At 42.7% G+C, this 17,305-nt stretch carries 12 protein-coding genes; 6 read left to right on the top strand and 6 right to left on the bottom strand.

All coding sequences use genetic code 11. The features are described 5' to 3' along the window. Window positions 1-144 precede the first annotated feature (144 nt). The 3 genes from E2K52_RS09545 to E2K52_RS09535 are packed head-to-tail and all read right to left on the bottom strand — an operon-like array spanning window position 145 to window position 3,646. Window positions 145-2,160 carry a TRAP transporter permease gene (locus E2K52_RS09545; RefSeq protein WP_151204901.1) on the bottom strand — a complete coding sequence of 672 codons (2,016 nt, stop codon included), beginning with the start codon at window positions 2,158-2,160 and terminating at the stop codon, window positions 145-147. Beyond that, window positions 2,157-2,642 (bottom strand): DUF1850 domain-containing protein, encoded by a 486-nt coding sequence (locus tag E2K52_RS09540; protein ID WP_151204900.1) that lies wholly within the window; start codon window positions 2,640-2,642, stop codon window positions 2,157-2,159. The genes E2K52_RS09545 and E2K52_RS09540 overlap by 4 nt, the downstream gene beginning before the upstream one ends. Continuing rightward, window positions 2,642-3,646 (bottom strand): TAXI family TRAP transporter solute-binding subunit, encoded by a 1,005-nt coding sequence (locus E2K52_RS09535; RefSeq protein ID WP_151204899.1) that lies wholly within the window; start codon window positions 3,644-3,646, stop codon window positions 2,642-2,644. The genes E2K52_RS09540 and E2K52_RS09535 overlap by 1 nt, the downstream gene beginning before the upstream one ends. A gap of 649 nt (window positions 3,647-4,295) precedes the next feature. On the opposite strand from E2K52_RS09535, the gene E2K52_RS09530 reads away from it, so the two are divergent. The 6 genes from E2K52_RS09530 (at window position 4,296) to E2K52_RS09505 (ending at window position 11,557) form a co-directional block, all read left to right on the top strand. Then, window positions 4,296-4,889 (top strand): LysE family translocator, encoded by a 594-nt coding sequence (locus E2K52_RS09530; protein WP_151204898.1) that lies wholly within the window; start codon window positions 4,296-4,298, stop codon window positions 4,887-4,889. Between the two features lie 122 nt (window positions 4,890-5,011). Further along, window positions 5,012-5,581 (top strand): dCTP deaminase, encoded by a 570-nt coding sequence (dcd, locus tag E2K52_RS09525; RefSeq protein WP_004785008.1) that lies wholly within the window; start codon window positions 5,012-5,014, stop codon window positions 5,579-5,581. Window positions 5,582-5,823: 242 nt separating this feature from the next. Beyond that, window positions 5,824-7,245, top strand: coding sequence for a hypothetical protein (locus E2K52_RS09520; RefSeq protein WP_413772993.1), 1,422 nt, complete (start codon window positions 5,824-5,826; stop codon window positions 7,243-7,245). A 9-nt stretch (window positions 7,246-7,254) separates the two neighbouring features. Then, window positions 7,255-7,968: a hypothetical protein gene (locus tag E2K52_RS09515; RefSeq protein ID WP_151204896.1), complete on the top strand. Its 714-nt coding sequence runs from the start codon at window positions 7,255-7,257 to the stop codon at window positions 7,966-7,968. A gap of 26 nt (window positions 7,969-7,994) precedes the next feature. Further along, window positions 7,995-10,166 carry a DUF6160 family protein gene (locus tag E2K52_RS09510; RefSeq protein ID WP_151204895.1) on the top strand — a complete coding sequence of 724 codons (2,172 nt, stop codon included), beginning with the start codon at window positions 7,995-7,997 and terminating at the stop codon, window positions 10,164-10,166. Window positions 10,167-10,186: 20 nt separating this feature from the next. Beyond that, window positions 10,187-11,557, top strand: coding sequence for a hypothetical protein (locus tag E2K52_RS09505; RefSeq protein WP_151204894.1), 1,371 nt, complete (start codon window positions 10,187-10,189; stop codon window positions 11,555-11,557). A gap of 54 nt (window positions 11,558-11,611) precedes the next feature. On the opposite strand, the gene E2K52_RS09500 is transcribed toward E2K52_RS09505, so the two are convergent. From E2K52_RS09500 to E2K52_RS09490, 3 genes are all read right to left on the bottom strand, one after another. Further along, a complete protein-coding gene (locus tag E2K52_RS09500; protein WP_151204893.1) occupies window positions 11,612-13,330 on the bottom strand; it encodes a proline--tRNA ligase in 1,719 nt (572 codons plus the stop codon). Between the two features lie 95 nt (window positions 13,331-13,425). Continuing rightward, window positions 13,426-16,533: an efflux RND transporter permease subunit gene (locus E2K52_RS09495; protein WP_151204892.1), complete on the bottom strand. Its 3,108-nt coding sequence runs from the start codon at window positions 16,531-16,533 to the stop codon at window positions 13,426-13,428. Window positions 16,534-16,551: 18 nt separating this feature from the next. Further along, window positions 16,552-17,305, bottom strand: a 754-nt coding sequence (locus tag E2K52_RS09490; RefSeq protein WP_151204891.1) for an efflux RND transporter periplasmic adaptor subunit, incomplete at its 5' end; no start/stop codon positions are given.

Genomic DNA, 17,305 nt, shown 5'->3' with positions numbered 1-17,305 from the left:
AATAATTCAAGTGAATTTGTTTGAAAGAAGAACTTTAAAAGCTTTATTTTCACCCGATAAAATACCCATAAAACAAGAGGAAGCTCAAATGAGCTTCCTCTTGTGAAAAATTGTGGGACAGCAATGGAGCCTCGGCTCTCTTTCTTATGAGATTTTAGTAGTCACTGTATTTTCTTTTCTTGCCTGAACGATATTAAAGCCAATCGCAATAATCACCATGAAGGTGCCGATAATATCGGTCATAGTTTCCGGCACAATCATCATAAGTGCGCCAACCCCCAGGAAGATCCGCCAGAACCAGCTCAGGGCTGTTTTAAAATAACCTTCTACTGCAGCCCCCAGTGCCAGAATACCGACAATGGAGCTTACAGTAATGCTTAAAATGACATTCCATGCCGGTAAGGCAAATTCTTTGGCATTCACGGCAATATTTGTCGTGTCAATCATCAACATCGCTGGGTTATAGACAAACAGGAATGGCACAATAAAACCAGCTAGAGATAGGCGTAGGGCCAGGAATCCGGTCCGCATAGGATCACCACCGGCAATCCCGGCACCGGCAAAGGCGGCCAAGGCCACGGGTGGGGTGATATTGGCAAACAAACCAAAATAGAACACGAACATATGGGCGACTAAGATGGGAATGTCAAAGTTGGCCAAAGCGGGGGCAGCCATCGTTGCGGTAATGATATAGGCAGGAATGGATGGCAGGCCCATACCGAGAATCATCGATGCAATCATGGTGAAGAACAGGGTCAGGAACAGACTGCCGGCACCAATACTCATGATTGAGGAAGTCATCACTGAACCGAAACTGGTCAAGCTCACGACACCAATAATAATACCGACGACGGCACAGGCAGCCATCACGGAAAGTGACTGTTTAGCGCCATCAGCTAAGGCTTCCAGAATTTCTTTCGGTCCCATACGGGTCGATTTTCTGAATGCTGCAACCACGATAGTCAATAAAATCGTATACACAGCCGCATAGCTAACCGGAATGGATTGAAATAAGAAGAACACTAAGGCAACGATAGGGAGTAATAAATGTCCTCGTTCTTTTAGGACTTCTTTGACCCGTGGCAGGTCAGCTTTGGGAACACCTTTCAGGTTATCCCGGCCGGCTCTGAAATGGACTTGTGCCATCACCCCGAGATAATATAGCAGGGCGGGCAATACCGCAGCTAAGGCAATCGTGCCGTAACTGACACCCGTGGTTTCCGCCATGATGAAGGCGCTAGCCCCCATTACTGGCGGCAAGATCTGTCCACCCACAGAAGCACTGGCTTCAACCGCACCGGCAAAGTTTTTGTGATAGCCAATTTTCTTCATCAAGGGAATGGTAAATGAACCGGTTCCTACGACATTGGCAACCGCAGTCCCGTTAATACTGCCCATAAAACCGCTGGAAATCACCGCAACTTTGGCAGGGCCACCTTGCTTATGTCCGGCAAGTGCCATGGCCAGGTCATTAAATAATTTTCCCATGCCTGATTTCGCCAGAAAGGCACCAAACAGGATAAACAGGAAAATGAAGGTGACCGAAGCACCGATGGCTGAGGAATATAACCCTTCAGTCTTTAGATACATTTGGCCGAAAATATCACTGAATGTATAGGGGCGGGTGAGCAAGCGATCTGGCATCCAGTCAAAATGACTGACAAATGGATAGCTTAAGAAAATCAGTCCCAGGATCGGCAGCATCCAGCCCATTACCCGCCGTGCTGCCTCGACCACTAATACGACCGTTATAATCGAGAAGACAATATCCAGCGTATTGGGAATGCCTCCTCGCGTGGTCATAATGGCTTGGTATTCTTTAAACAGATAAAAGAACGAAGCAAAAGAGGCGATTACCCAAATCCAGTCAGTCCATGCGACCTTCTGTCGGCTGCTGGCCTGACGTGCTGGATAGAGCAGGAAAATCAGAGCTAAACCAATCGACACATGTGCCGCACGTTGAATCAGTTCGGGTAAAGGATTAAATGTAATATAAAGATGAAATAACGAGTAGGATATTGCTAAGGCAGCAATAAACCAGCGAACCGACTTATTGATCGGGTTACGGGTAACAGATTCACGGTCAAATTTTTCTAATAATTCTTGTTGCTGTTGCTCATTGAGTGCTTCGGGCACATTTTTTATGTCTTGTGGATTCATAGGCAATCATTCAAACCTCTTTTTTTCCATAGGCTGTCTTTTTTTATAGAGATCTGTACCGTACTGTAGTCGGGAAAATCCTGATAAATATTCCAGACCCGATCAGCACTCTCAATTTTTCCCTGCATCCTGCGCGAAATGACCCAGTTGAGTTCTTTCATTTTTCGGTTGATCTGTATATGAATGCTACCATCATCCTGCCGCGTAATGGTGCCTTGGTCAGGTGTGCCTGCACCGAATGAAACGAACTGTGTTTCTGCCAGAATCAAATCGTTTTCATGTTGAAGATAGCGTTCTTTCCACTGTGTTTTTTCTACCGAATGCATCCAGCTGAGCTGAAAAGATTTCTGGTCAATTTTGCACTGAAAACTTTGCTCTCTCACTTCAACAAAAATATAAGGAAATACCAGCCAAACACAGCTAATAAAAAAAGCAGCCCAACTAAAAAGTGCAGCAATCGCTGCACCTTGTATCCATTTCATTAGTTTGCTGTATTCTCATCATAGAATTTTTGCGCGCCCGGATGCAGTGGAGCCACCAGACCTTTTTGTGCACCTTCTAAAGTGATTTCTTTTGCTGCTTGGTGCGAGTTTGCCAGTTGATCCAGACTGGAGAAGAAAGTCTTGGTCAGCTTATATACATCATCAGTAGACAAGTCTGAACGAACCACCAGTGCATTCATGATCGCTGCTGTTGGAATATCTTCAGCATTACCATAGGTCCCTTTGGGAATGGTCATCGGCAGGAAATAAGCCTGATCTTTGGCAATGGCTTTGACTTTGTCAGGATTGATACTCACCAGTTGCAGATCAAAGCCCTGTTGTAATTCCATCAGAGAAGAGTTTGGGAGGCCGCTGGTCAGAAAGGCTGCATCCAGCTTGCCACCTTTTAAAGCATCCGCTGCTTCAGCATAACCAAGATAATCTACTTTTACATCCTTATAAGTAATGCCAAAACCATTCAGCAGGCTACGTGCATTCACTTCTACACCTGAGTTCTGGGCACCCACCGCAATACGTTTGCCTTTGAGATCTTCAATATTTTTAATCCCAGAACGCTTCGAAGTCACGATTTGTACATAGTTGGGATAAAGAGCAGCAATCTGCTGCACGTTGTCAATTTTGGCACTAAAACTGCCTTGGCCATTGATCGCCTCAGTTAAGCTGTCACTCATGACAAAAGCCATTTCAACTTTGTCTTGTTTCAATAAATTCAGGTTTTCGACAGAAGCACCAGTGGTCTGAGTTTTAGAACTCACGCCGTAGGTCTTGTTATAGATTTCAGCCAATCCTGTCCCAATGACATTATAAGGACCTGAGGCACCACCTGTGGCAATATTGACAAAACGGGTTTGCAGTTTATCTGCAGCCACACTTTCGCCGGATGCAGCCTGACTATTCGATTTATTTTGTGCATTATCATTCGAGCAAGCAACTACGCCTGATAGCGCTAAACCCATGACTGAAAGCTTGATCCATTTATTCATATTATGACTCCTGATATTATTCTGCAGTTTTTAAAATATAATTAAAACAACAATGTGCTAGACCGTCTGGAGGTTAAAAAATGTGAATTATCAATTGCTGTCTTTGTACAATTTAACAGCAATTATTTTCTCTGAATACCATTAATAGCATTTTTTTCAAAAATTTACTTTATCAATAGGTTGAACAAATTGAGCAAGATAGACAGCTTAAATGGAGAGCGGAAATTTAAGCATGAGGAGTGAGGTAAAAGTTGCTCCAACCACAATATCTTTTCATAGGAATGTCCAAAGTTCATACACAAGGCCAGAGGTTTTTGGTTGGTTGAATTTCAATCAAAGATTACCAGAAATAATGATTTTTTTAAGTTTTGACAATTTTCCTTTCATAGGGTGTGGATCAGTATTTCTGGAACTCTAATTCCGAATACGCTCATTGAAACCTCTACTTTTTAGCAGTTTTACTATTTGCTTATAGCTTTATAAATTGACAAAATTGACTAAAAGTAAATTTTCTTATATTTTTAACCAACTACTTAATAGTAAATAGAAAAATAAAATATAATTTTTTTTAATATGTTCGCTTACAAATATTTTTTTGCAGATTTGAATGGATTATTTTATGCTGCAGGCATAAGAGCGAGGTCAAGCTATGGTTTCATGGTTTTTTATTGGTTTGGTGATAAGTATTCTATTAACACCCGGCCCAACCAATACTTTATTGGCATCGTCGGGCATCCAGGTCGGGTTTAAGAAAGCTTTTCGTCTTATTCCTGCAGAAGCCTTTGGTTATTTGATTGCAATTACTTTTTGGGGCATTTTAATCGGAAAGATCTCGGTTTATTTTCCTCCACTTCCTCATATTCTCAAACTGTTTAGTGCAGCCTATATTCTTTTTCTGGCCCTGAAATTATGGCGTACGGCAGAGCTGGATGAAAATTTTGAGCAGCTAACCATTCGTGCACGTGAATTGTTCTTTGCGACTTTACTGAACCCTAAAGCATTACTGTTTGCTTCGGCTATTTTTCCGGTGATGGTTTGGAAAAGCAGTCTCTATTATGTGACTTATATGCTGGTATTCTTGGCCTTACTGATTCCAATTGCATTTTTCTGGACATTTTTAGGCACAATTCTGGCGCGTAAAAATAATCGCTGGCTAAATCAGAAGAACCTGCAAAAGACCGCTTCGATTATTTTAATGAGCTTTTCTGTGCCTTTAAGCTACTCCGCACTGCTTAGCTTATAAACCAGAAAAAGTGACGAATGTTTGTGAAATTTACTTGTCAGGATTTCACTTATTTTCATTACTGCCAATTTCAGTTAAAGTACGTCGTAATTACTTATATTTAAGATTTTTGGATTATATCAATGGCAATTAAGTCTGATCGTTGGATTCGCGAAATGAGCGAAAAACACGGCATGATTGAACCGTATGCAGAAAACCAGATTCGTCTGGATGAGAATGGTCAAAAACTGATCTCTTATGGCGTTTCAAGCTATGGCTATGACGTGCGCTGTGCACGTGAATTCAAAGTGTTTACCAATGTTCATTCTGCAATTGTCGATCCAAAGAACTTTGATGAAAAAAGCTTTATCGATATTGAGTCGGATGTATGTATTATTCCACCGAACTCATTTGCTTTGGCGCGTACAGTAGAATATTTCCGTATTCCGAGAAATGTACTCACCGTTTGTCTGGGGAAATCGACCTATGCGCGTTGCGGAATTATTGTAAACGTTACTCCGCTTGAACCAGAGTGGGAAGGTCATGTCACGCTTGAATTTTCAAACACGACCAATTTGCCTGCCCGTATTTATGCTGGTGAAGGGGTGGCGCAAATGCTGTTTTTTGAATCTGATGAAGTGTGTGAAACATCTTACAAAGACCGGGGTGGTAAATATCAAGGTCAGACCGGTGTGACGCTGCCGAAGGCTTAAATACTTTTAAAAGAAAGATAGATCAAAAAGCGAGGCATTGGCCTCGCTTTTTTTATTCTTTCATTCATCGGAAACTCGGAATTTCTGCTCTTTTGACTTTGGTAATTACACAAAAAATAAGCATAATGGATAATCAATATAAAAAAGATGCGTGATGCATCATTTAACAAAAAATAAAGTGTGGTAGCTAGGAAGCTAAAGGATAAAGATGCGGAGCATCAGATAAGAAAAGGATAGTGATGATGAAGAAGAACAGCAGGCACTTGACTATTAAAAAAACGTGCTTAGCCACCATATTGTGTATGTTTTCAATGCCGCCAGCCTTCGCGATGCAGCAGCTTTCTGATGATACGATGTCAGATACCACAGGTGAAGGAATTGCGATTTTACCTGAGGATTTTAAACTTGTTTTTCAAATGCCGAATGATAAATCTACAGGTTCCAGTTATAACCGCCCTTTGACAGGTACGGGTGCTACGGATCCGAGCCAATTTGATACCGGTTTTATTCGAATTATTCCGGTCGGGGAAGATTATTCAAGATATGTCAACTCAAACGAGAATCTGGCAGAAAAACGCACCAAGGCTGATGTTTTTATTTATGGTCTAGCACTTTCACGAACTAATGATAATTTAAATCAAAGATTTAGTAATACAGGTTTTACCTGGGGTTCAGATGCTAACCCTTGGGTGGTACGAGCAGGTACGCAATCGAATGTAAAGCAATTTATAAATACCAATAATGGGGATGTCAGTTATCTGTCAATTGAAGCTCCTCTGGCACGAGAAGGGGTATATGAAGAAGATAACAATATTAAGCTAGGATACTGGCTGGATGCTTTTTCACGTAAGTGGGGCTCAAATAATCAAGTAGATGAGATTACAGGTGCACCGACAGTTGCTGCGGATTTACCCACCGACCAGCGTATTCGACTTCAACTGGTTGCAAACGGATTAAGTTTAAGTGGTTCTCAGGTCCGTCTTTTTCAAACACAAGCCTCACCTGTGGCACAGCAGAACCAAACACTCGGTATGGCCAGCTTAATCCGGCAGAATACCCATGATAATCCAGCGTCATTAACCTTTAATAAAGGTTCGAATGGCGAAGCAATCAACCTGGCAGACTTAAATAAAAAAGCCCTGCGTATTAGTACGGCGGCGATTGATGATGGCACAGCATCGACACCTGCACTAAATCGTTCGTATGCCCCCATCTTTCACGCGAGTGAAGGCTTATATCTTTATAGCCCTAATATCAACCTGGTCTTTGGTAATATGTATCAACCCTTTATTGTTGGCTCAGAAGGCAATAATATCGTTTTGGAAGTTACACGGATTCCAAACGTACCTGATATTTATAATAAAATTTATACGGACTATTCTAGTGAAGCTTCTAAAGCCGCTACTTTATGTAATGTAGCCTCTTGTGGCAGCCAAGCCTCCATGATTAGTAATATCAAATATCAGGCCAATACAGCGACCCACAGTAGTATCAGTGTGGGAAGTGTCACAATTAATAACAAGCTGCTGGAAGCAAATAAAAATGATAATGCAACTGGTATCGTGTTTAGGGGACCTACCAATACAGCTCCAGTAAACTTGGGCTCTGTGGTGATTGATGGTGTGCTGATTCAACATCTGAAGTTTAAAACGACAGGGCTTTAGGAGATGAGCATGAAGCTGAAAATGTTATTTGCTGCCGTACTTATTGTACCTTCATGGGCCTATGCGGCATTAGAAAGTCTGAATAATGAAGAAATGGTCGCTATTAGTGGGAAAGGCACAGAGATTTTAGGGGGGGCAGATTTAAGCTGGACCTTATCTTTAAATCATCAGTATGCCAGTGACCTCAGTAAAAAAGAGATTTCATTGGTTAATGGTTTTGAAGCGAACGGGATTGCCAAGGTGACGCAAGCCTATTATCGCATGACGAATAATCTGGAGTGTCCATTACTGGAATTATGCCGGTTGGCTATTTCTCCAAATAACCATACAGAAAAACAGCCGGATGGTTCAATAGCCAAAAAATGGCTGGTCTTCAAGCAAATTCAGGGCACATTACAGATTGATCAGTTCACCTTAAGTGGTACTACATTTATCAATCAATATAATAATCCGCAAAGCGCTATGCGCTTAACATTCTATGATGATAAACCACTTAAAATCAGAAATTTAGGTTTTAAAAGTGTATCGATTGAAGCGGGTGATGAAGGATATTTTAATACCACTAAATATGAAACTTATGCAACAGGCAGGAATGTCCCTCAATTTGACCAAGGGCAGGAAAAGGGATTCATGGGTTTGAATATTCATGGCAATATGCACATGAATGGAAATATAAAAATATTTAGCGTCAACTGTACGGGCGATGGAGCAAGCCGTTGCTAGCTCGGTAGAAGAATAAGGATATTAGAATGAAAACTAAATCGCAGTTCAAATTACTTACCGTCTGTATATGTATGGCACAGCAGAGCTATGCTCTGGAATTGATTAAAGATCAGGACTTAGGCAGTGTGACTGGTCAAGATGGGATTATTATTACCCATGAAATTTCAAAAGCGGAAGTCAATCAGGTGAACTGGTATGACCCTAATCCCATCTCAAATACAAAAATGGGTTTAGGTCTACATCATGTAAAAATTGAAGGAATTAAGCAAAAGCCTATTATTAGTACTTTTGCTATGGATGTCGGAGCAACCGAGAAGGGGGCAGGATTAAGACTTGAAGCCAGTGTAGATCCGCTCCAGCTCAAAGCTGATCTGAATATTGTAAAAAATAATTGTAATGAGGCTCCTTGTGTACAAAGCAAGCAGAATCTTGGTGAGTTAGGAATTGATATGAAATCTCCTTTCAATCTGGTTCTGCAAACTACATCAGGCCTATTTAACAAAGATAGCAAAACCCATATCAATTTTCAGTTGAAAAACACCTCAATTAGCCACAGTTTAAATAGCAATAGCTTGATATTAAATGATTTCAACTTCAATTTTGAAGGGGAAGGATACATGTATGTGGATGCCAAGGAAGGGGTGGTTTTAGCAACGTCTAATGGTATTGAAGGGGTTGATAAAAATACAGTTAACCTGAATAAAGTTGGAAATAACCCAGGTGTAAATATAGATTTTCGCTATAGCACACCATCGAATGAGCGTAAAAATATTATCCGTATGGGCGCTTCAGGTGCAGTTACCAATGCCAAAATTTTCTTAAATGCTGATCAGGCAGGTATTAAAAACTTTGGTACACCTAGTCGCTCCTCATCAAGCACAAGTTATAGTGAACTGGGGAGTGGGGGACTGCATTTTGGAGTGGCGGCAGATTTTTTAAGTAAAGGTCATGCAGCATTAAAACCTGGCCAGATGCCTACAACACTTGAAATTGGCCACACGGGTACAGGAAGTTATGCAATTGAGTTTTCAAGATTAAGGGCATTAACCCAGCAGGCGAATGCTTCTATTAATTTTGGCGATATTTATATAAATACAATCCAAAAAGCCAAAACACTTGATTTTGTCATTAATAAAAATATGCAGGATACTCTGGCGAAGGCAAGCCCAATTTTAGCGCAGACTTTAAATAATACGACTGAGGGTGGTGATTTTGCCCTGATTGCCATACGGGGCATGGATTTCCAGACTATTGCTTCACGTGCACGTTTTATTTCACAGACTGCTCCAGCAAATAATGATACTGGAACCTGGGGAATTGGTATTCCTATTTATAATCTGAATGCCAATCTTGCACTGACAGGAGCGACTTATGGCACAGAGCATAAAAAAGGTATTGCCTACAATCTTATGGCTTCGACCGACGGATACGGGGTCGATGGTCCAAAAGGCCCAAGTACTACCTCTATGATCTTGATTGATGGACACAATGGGGTACATGGTGAAGCGGTCAACTATTATGCGGGTTTGCGTAATATTGATACTTTTATTGAGTCGCAGGGCGTAATTGGTTATGAAGATGAAGGAATCTATGTTCGGGCAGACAAGTTACTTTTTGCAGCAAATGCGGAAATTGCTGTCGGTCAGTTGCCAGGTTCAAAATATAATTGTGCCAGTTCAGTTTCAGCTAAATGTAATGGTGTCATAGCAGATGATATTTTTGCTAAGAAAGAGGATGTTTTAAATACATTGGCCTTTAAATTAGATGGTAAGGGTGAGCTCATGATTATTCCGGGCGTAGAAAGTATCAACGCAACGCCCGAAACCAATTTTTTATCGCTCAAGGCCAATTTTGAATTTACTCCATTAACAGAATCCTCACCCGAATATTTAGGGAGTTATATCAGTTTAAGCACTGAAGATACGATTGCGGGTGTAACTAAGAAATCAAGTTTAAATTTAAATAAATTACAGGGTCATGTGGGTTTAAACGGGCAAATTTATTTAAAGGAAAATGCTGTAGCCTTGGACACTCAGGTGCAACTGAATTATAAGTCAACCTTGTCCAATAGAGGGCATGGTGTACCTTTTAAAGCTGAAATGGCGATGTCACCTTCAGGTACGACTATGCAAAAAATTGCGGATATCGCAATTACTGGTGGCACATTAAGAAGTACGCTGGGAATTACACCGCGATAAAAAGAATAAAGGATAGAATTATGAAAAAATCTTTAATTGCATTACTGGTGGGTACATTTACTGGTTTCTCTCATACCTACGCGATGACCATATTAAATGATGAGCAATTATCTGAAGTAGAGGGCCAAGCTTTAATCAACCTTGAATACCAGAAAGGAATTAGTGCCACTGATGCACAAGGTAAATCTTATAATCAAACCAATATGGGATTTTATAAACTTGCTCTTAGTGCTGAAATGGAACTGAATGCCAATATTAAAAAACTACAGCTAGGCTGTGGTGGTGAAAATAATGCTATTCGTGCCGCAAGTTGTGATATTGATATTGATAATCTTGGTTTGAGCGGCTTACCCTTAAATGCGGATGGCAGCATTAATACAAATTATACAGCTGATCAACGAGCAGCCTCTTCAGCTAAAATTACCAATCCTTTTGTCCAGATTGCGATTAAAAATCCAGATTCGGCAGCAACCAGACAGGTTCTTGGCTTCCGCGTGAGTGCAGAGAAAATTGCAGGACTGTTAACTTTGGGTACACATAATGACCAGGATGCAAAAGGTAATGGTATTCCGAATGGAATTAATAGCTTTAGTGGTTATATGAAAACCAAAACGGCATCCGGTGTAGCTGTAACAGGTAGTCGTTCTATGACTTATGCAGATACCCAGTTAAAGATTAATGGGGAAGTTTCAGGACGTTTATTGGGCAGTAGCTCGGGTACAACTTGTGTAGGTGGTTTTTTAGATCCTTGTCATAATGTTTCTTATACCTCTGATTCTTATAATTTAAACTTATCTTCAACTTCTGCTCCTTTTACAATTAACTCTACCATTGTATCTGGGACGCGAATGAAAGATGTAATGTTAAAAGGCAGTGGTACAGTTGGGAAGATTGATTTTAGTGGGCAATTAACGGCTAAAGTATTAGGACTCTTAAATTTAGAGAAGCAGGTATCGGGTAATATTACAGGCTTGAAAACAGATATTACTGTGAATCAGAGTTTGGGCTTAATTCATGCTCTGTATTTGAATAATCCTGCCTCATTATCTTTACAAGCTGAAAGTATCTTATGGCCGGGTGCGGCTGTCGGAGCAAATAAAGGTTGGTGGCTGGCAATGGAGGATGAAGTCGAACTTGGAAGTTTGAGCCCAAATACTGAAGTTGCAATTACGGATGAAGTCTTGAAACAAACCATTGCTGGAATTAATAAAGATTTAACGGAGAACCCGCGAAATTGTGGCAACCTTTTAACAGGGTGTATAGGTGGTTCCGCATTAGTGGTTGGTAATGTGCCTATGGGTTCTACAACTTTAGATTTCCCTTTAACCAACTTGAGTCTGCAAGGACAAAACTTTAAACCAAACTGCTTTGGCGGGCATAGATTCTGCTAACGAATGCCTATAAAAAATCCCGCTATTTGAGCGGGATTTTTATTTTGACAAGAATTATTTGGCAATTTTAGCCAGTAATTCTTCTTTAGACAGGTTGACTGATTCTGCATCACGACGACCTTTGTATTCAAAGGTGCCTGCATCCAAACCTTTTTCTCCCACCACGATCCGGTGTGGAATGCCCGTTAACTCAAGATCAGAGAATTTTACGCCTGGGCGCTCATTACGATCATCCAGAAGCACATCAAAGCCCGCAGCTTGAAGCTCAGTATAGAGTGCTTCGGCTGCTTCCAGAGTGCGTGGTGATTTATGTGCATTCATTGGCACAATCGCAACTTCAAATGGTGCAATGGCCATTGGCCAGATAATGCCTTTTTCATCAAAGTTCTGCTCAATGGCAGAAGCAACCACACGGGTTACACCAATACCGTAACAACCCATGGTCACAGTGAACGGCTTGCCATCTTCACCGAGAACTTTACAGCCTAAAGCTTCAGAGTATTTTTTACCTAACTGGAAGATATGACCGACTTCAATACCACGTTTAATTTGAAGTACGCCTTTACCATCTGGAGAAGGATCGCCTTCCACCACATTACGCAGGTCATAAACTTCAGTAAACTGTGCATCACGCTCCCAGTTGACACCAGTCGCATGTTTGTCCGCTTCATTGGCACCCGCAACAAAGTCAGACAGTACAGACGCAGCACGATCAACGATGACGGTAATCCCTTTTTCAACCAGACCTTGTGGGCCTACAAAACCGGCAGTCAAACCAAGCGCTTTGATTTGCTCTTCAGTGGCAAAAGTCAGTGGCGCTGCAATTAAAGGATGTTTTTCAGCTTTAATTTCATTCAGTTCATGATCGCCACGGAGGAATAGCGCAACCACTGGTACAGCTTTGGCTTCTTCAGTAGCAACACCTTGAACCAGCAGGGCTTTAACTGAATGCGCAGGATCAGTCGCTAAGAATGCAGAAACATCAGCAATGGTCTTTTGATTGGGAGTATCAACAATTTTCAGTGCTTGAGCTGGAGCAGCACGCTCACCGACTAAAATTGCTTCAGCCATTTCAATATTGGCTGCATAGTCTGATTCAGTTGAGAATGCAATATCATCTTCACCGCTAGAAGCCAAAACATGGAATTCGTGCGAACCAGACCCCCCGATTGAACCTGTATCTGCCTGTACCGGACGGAAATCCAGACCTAAACGGCTAAAGATTTTGCAGTAGGCCTCATACATTGCATCATAGGTTTTTTGCAGTGATTCCTGATTTGCATGGAAAGAATAAGCATCTTTCATGATGAATTCACGTGAACGCATGACGCCAAAACGTGGACGAATTTCATCACGGAATTTGGTTTGTACCTGATAGAAGTTGACTGGCAGCTGTTTGTAGCTCTTTAATTCATTACGTGCCAGATCCGTGATGACCTCTTCATGCGTTGGACCCAGCACAAAAGGAGTGTCATGACGATCTTTAAAGCGTAACAGTTCAGGACCATATTCTACATAACGGCCTGACTCTTCCCAAAGTGAAGCCGGTTGGGTTACAGGCATAAAGACTTCAAGTGAACCAGCATTATTCATTTCTTCACGAACGATCGCAGCCACTTTATTTAATACGCGAACGCCCATCGGCAGCCAAGTGTATAGACCTGAAGCCAACTTACGAATCATACCGGCACGAAGCATCAGCTGATGTGAAATAACTTCAGCATCATTCGGGGTTTCTCTTAACGTTGCAAATAAAAAGCGACTCGCGCGCATGGAAACTGTCCTAAAAATTAAGCGTTAAAGCAGAGATTATACAATAAAAAATGAGGTGATCATTTTTGAATATCACCTCATGCTTGTGATTTAAATTATGACATGATTTTACGCATATGGCGCAGCATAAAATTCTTTACATCATCCAGGTAAGTGAAAATTACCGGTACTACAACCAAGGTAAGCAGGGTCGAGGTAATGACCCCCCCAATGACTGCATGTGCCATTGGTGCACTTTGCTCTCCACCTTCACCTAGTCCAAGTGCAAGCGGCACCATACCCATGACCATGGCACTGGTAGTCATCAGAATAGGACGTAAACGGGTTTTACCGGCTGCAATAATGGCCTCATAACGCGCTTCTCCCCGGTCCATTGCCTTTTTAATAAAGTCAATCAGCAGAATCGCATTCTTGGTGACCAAGCCCATTAACATGATAATGCCAATGATCGAGAACAAGTTCATGGTCGAGTTAAACAGAAATAGTGCTAAAAATACCCCGACCAGTGATAACGGCAGGGAGGCCATAATGGCGGCGGGATGAATAAAACTGTTGAACTGCGAACCCAATACAATATAAATAAATACGATCGATAAGGTAATTGCGGTTAGGGCATAGCCGGCAGACTCAGCCATATCGGCATTTGAGCCTTGAGTATCGAAGCTATAACCAGGCGGAAGCTCGAAACTTGCTTGCATTTTTTCTATATCAGAGCCGATGTCGCCCGCAGGTCGGCCGGCAGTATTGGCTTCAACCAGTACTTCACGTGCCAGATCACGCCGGTTAATTTGTGAAGCGCCAAGTTTTTCCTCAAAATTTGCCACGCTGGATAGCGGGATCAGGATCGGTTGCCCCGCAGCATCAGTTTTATTTGAAGTGATGTACATGTTCTGTAAATCACCTGGAAGCGTACGTTGGTCTTCAGTGAGACGCAAGTTGACATCATAGGTTTCGCCTTGTTCATCTTGCCAGGTAGTGACGTCATCACCAGCAATCAGAGGGCGGACGACATTGGCAATCTGGTTGACCGATAAACCGAGATCACTGGCCAGAACACGATTAACCTGTATGCTTAAAGTTGGTTTAGGGGCTTTTAAGGAGGACTCTAAATCGACAATACCCTCGATTTTAGTCATTTCCTGCATAAAGCGATCAGAAATTTTCTGTAATTCACTCAGTTCAGGCCCTTTAATTGAAATCATAATTGGCTTTTGACCGCCAGATACGGTTTCATCGGCAGAAGCCACCGAGGTAACCATAATACCGGCCACCGATTGCAGGCGATGACGGAATTCATTATTTAAATCAGTCAGTGTTTTTTCGCGTTCAGTGCGTGGGGTAACGCTTACACGCAGACTGACATGGTTTTTACCGCGGTCGGTGACACCGTTAATCACGCCATAGGTCGCACGCACATCCGGATGCTGACGAATAATAGCATCTACTTGTTGCAGCTTGGCTTGTGAATATTCAAGAGAGGCGTCGACCGGAGTTTCAAATTTGATGCGGATTTCACCTTTGTCGGGGACGGGTACAAATTCAGTGCCGATCAGTTTGGACAGTCCGAATGCACCGACCAGAGAAGCGAACGCAATCAGGAGCGTAAGCAGCCTGAAGCGCAGAGCCAGCTTGAGCAGTTTTTCATAGACCTGGCTTAAATTGTCCAGGTGATGTGAAATCCACATGAAAAAGCGTTTAACTGCTCCAAGACGTTTGTTCGGATCTTTTTGCTTTTCTGCCCAATGCGCAGAAAGCATCGGATCGAGCGTAAAACTGACAAACATGGAAATGAGAACGGCGGTGCTGACTGTCACCCCAAACTGATAGAAAAAACGTCCAATAATCCCGCCCATAAAGGCGACAGGCAGAAAGACTGCAACAATGGTCAATGTCGTAGCCAGAACAGCAAGGCCGATTTCTTGGGTACCTTCCAGGGCTGCGGTAACATGATCTTTGCCCATATCGGCATGTCGGACAATATTTTCCCGTACCACAATCGCATCATCAATCAGCAGACCAATACTGAGGGAGAGAGCCAATAAGGTCATCATATTGATGGTAAAGCCAAAGGCCCAGATAAAAGTCAGAGTACCTAACAGGGCAATCGGCAAGGTCAGGCCGGTAATCATGGTCGAACGGAATGAACCTAAGAATAGCAGGACAATCAATACCGCAAGCACAGCGCCTTCAATGATGGTACGCGCCACATCGCTAATCGTGCCACGAATACTTTTCGAAGCATCTACCACGACTTCCAAACTGGTGCCCGAGGGTAATTGAGTTTTGATGCTTTCCAGCGTCTTATAGGTTTGATCCACGACCTCAATTACATTGGCGTCCGAGCTACGCAAAATATCAATGGCGACGGCAGCCTTGCCATCCAGAAAAGCCCCTGTTTCAAGCTCAGCCTGACTGTCTTCAATTTGTGCAATCTGTTTCAGGAAGATGGGCGCGCCATTTTTGTTAGCAACAATTAAATCTCCAAAGGCCAGGGGATGCAGGACTTTAGAGTTGATCTCAATCACCAGTTCAGAATTGCCAGATTTTAAAGTACCACCCGGCACCTCAATATTCTCAGCTTTAAGGGTATTTATCACACTGTCTACCCCAATCCCGAAAGCACGCAGTTTTTCAGGTTCAACCTGAATCCGGATTTGACGTTGTGCATCACCGAGCAGGTTCACAGTGCCTACGCCGGGAACGGTGCGCAGCTGTGGCACAATCCGCTGATCTAAGTAAGAGCTGAGGGCTTTTAAGTCCATATTGTCTGACTTGAAGACAATCGACATGATGGCATTCGCTGTCGGGTCATAGCGCTCGACTACCGGTTCCTGAATTTCATCACGAAATTCGGCTGTTACCGACGCAATTTTGTCCCGCACATCCTGAGCGGCTGTGGTGGAGGGAATATCCAGATTGAATTCGGCCGTGATCATCGACAAGCCTTCACTAGATTGGGAAATTACCTGTTTTAAACCAGAAATGGTATTGATCTGATCCTCAAGTTTTTTGGTAATTTCTGATTCAACCGTTTCAGGAGATGCACCCGGATAAGTGGTATATACCACCACAAACGGAAAATCGACATCCGGGAACTCCTCTACGCCCATCCGTTGCCAGGAAGCCAGCCCCAGCACCATCAAACAGAACATCATCATGATGGTGAAGACTGGATATTTCACACTGATTCGGGTAAACCACATAGTAATAATCCTGTCAGATTAGGGAGAACCCAAAGTCACGGCCTTGTTCAGATCTGCTTCGGTAAAAGCAATACGACTGACCTGATCGCCTGTTTCCAAGCCTCTGACCACGGCGATATTATCGTTATAGCGTTGCTCCAATATCTCTATATTGACTCGCTTGATCTTGTTTTGACGAATTACCCAGACAAAGGGCTGGTTTTGAATATTCTGGATGGTATCCAGAGGAAGTATTTGTCCTGACAGTTGCTGCGAGCTTAAAATAGAGCCATCAACAAAAGAACCAATACTTAAAGAAGAGATGCTTTCATTCGGAGCTGCAAAGAATTCGATCTGGCGACTGGCCTGATCGGCAATCGGGGAGACCCGGCTAATGACTGCGGTGAGCTGATCCGGATTGCCTTGAAGCCGGTATTCAATTCGATGACCCGGGCGCAGGCTGGCCTGCATGTCACTCGGTACACGTGCTTGAATTTCCACCTGATTCGGATCCACAATTTCAAATAGGGTTTGGCCTACTGCGACTGTTTGTCCAGGCTCGACCTGACGCTGAGTAATTACACCGTTCATAGGACTGGTGATTATTCCATCATGATCAGCCTTTTCAGCAATATCTACATTGGCTTGCTGGGCGTGTACATTTTCCAGTTGGGCCCGGTAGTCTACCTGGCTTTGCTCATATTCAACCTGAGAAATAAAGCCCTGATCCAGCAGGCGTTTCTTTCGCTGCATCATAGTGCGGGCCTGATTGGCCTGCGCCTGAGTCGCAGCC

The organism is Acinetobacter sp. RF14B (genome assembly GCF_006864105.1).
Taxonomy (GTDB): Bacteria; Pseudomonadota; Gammaproteobacteria; order Pseudomonadales; family Moraxellaceae; genus Acinetobacter; species Acinetobacter lwoffii_C.
This window is presented reverse-complemented; position numbering and strand designations above follow the sequence as displayed.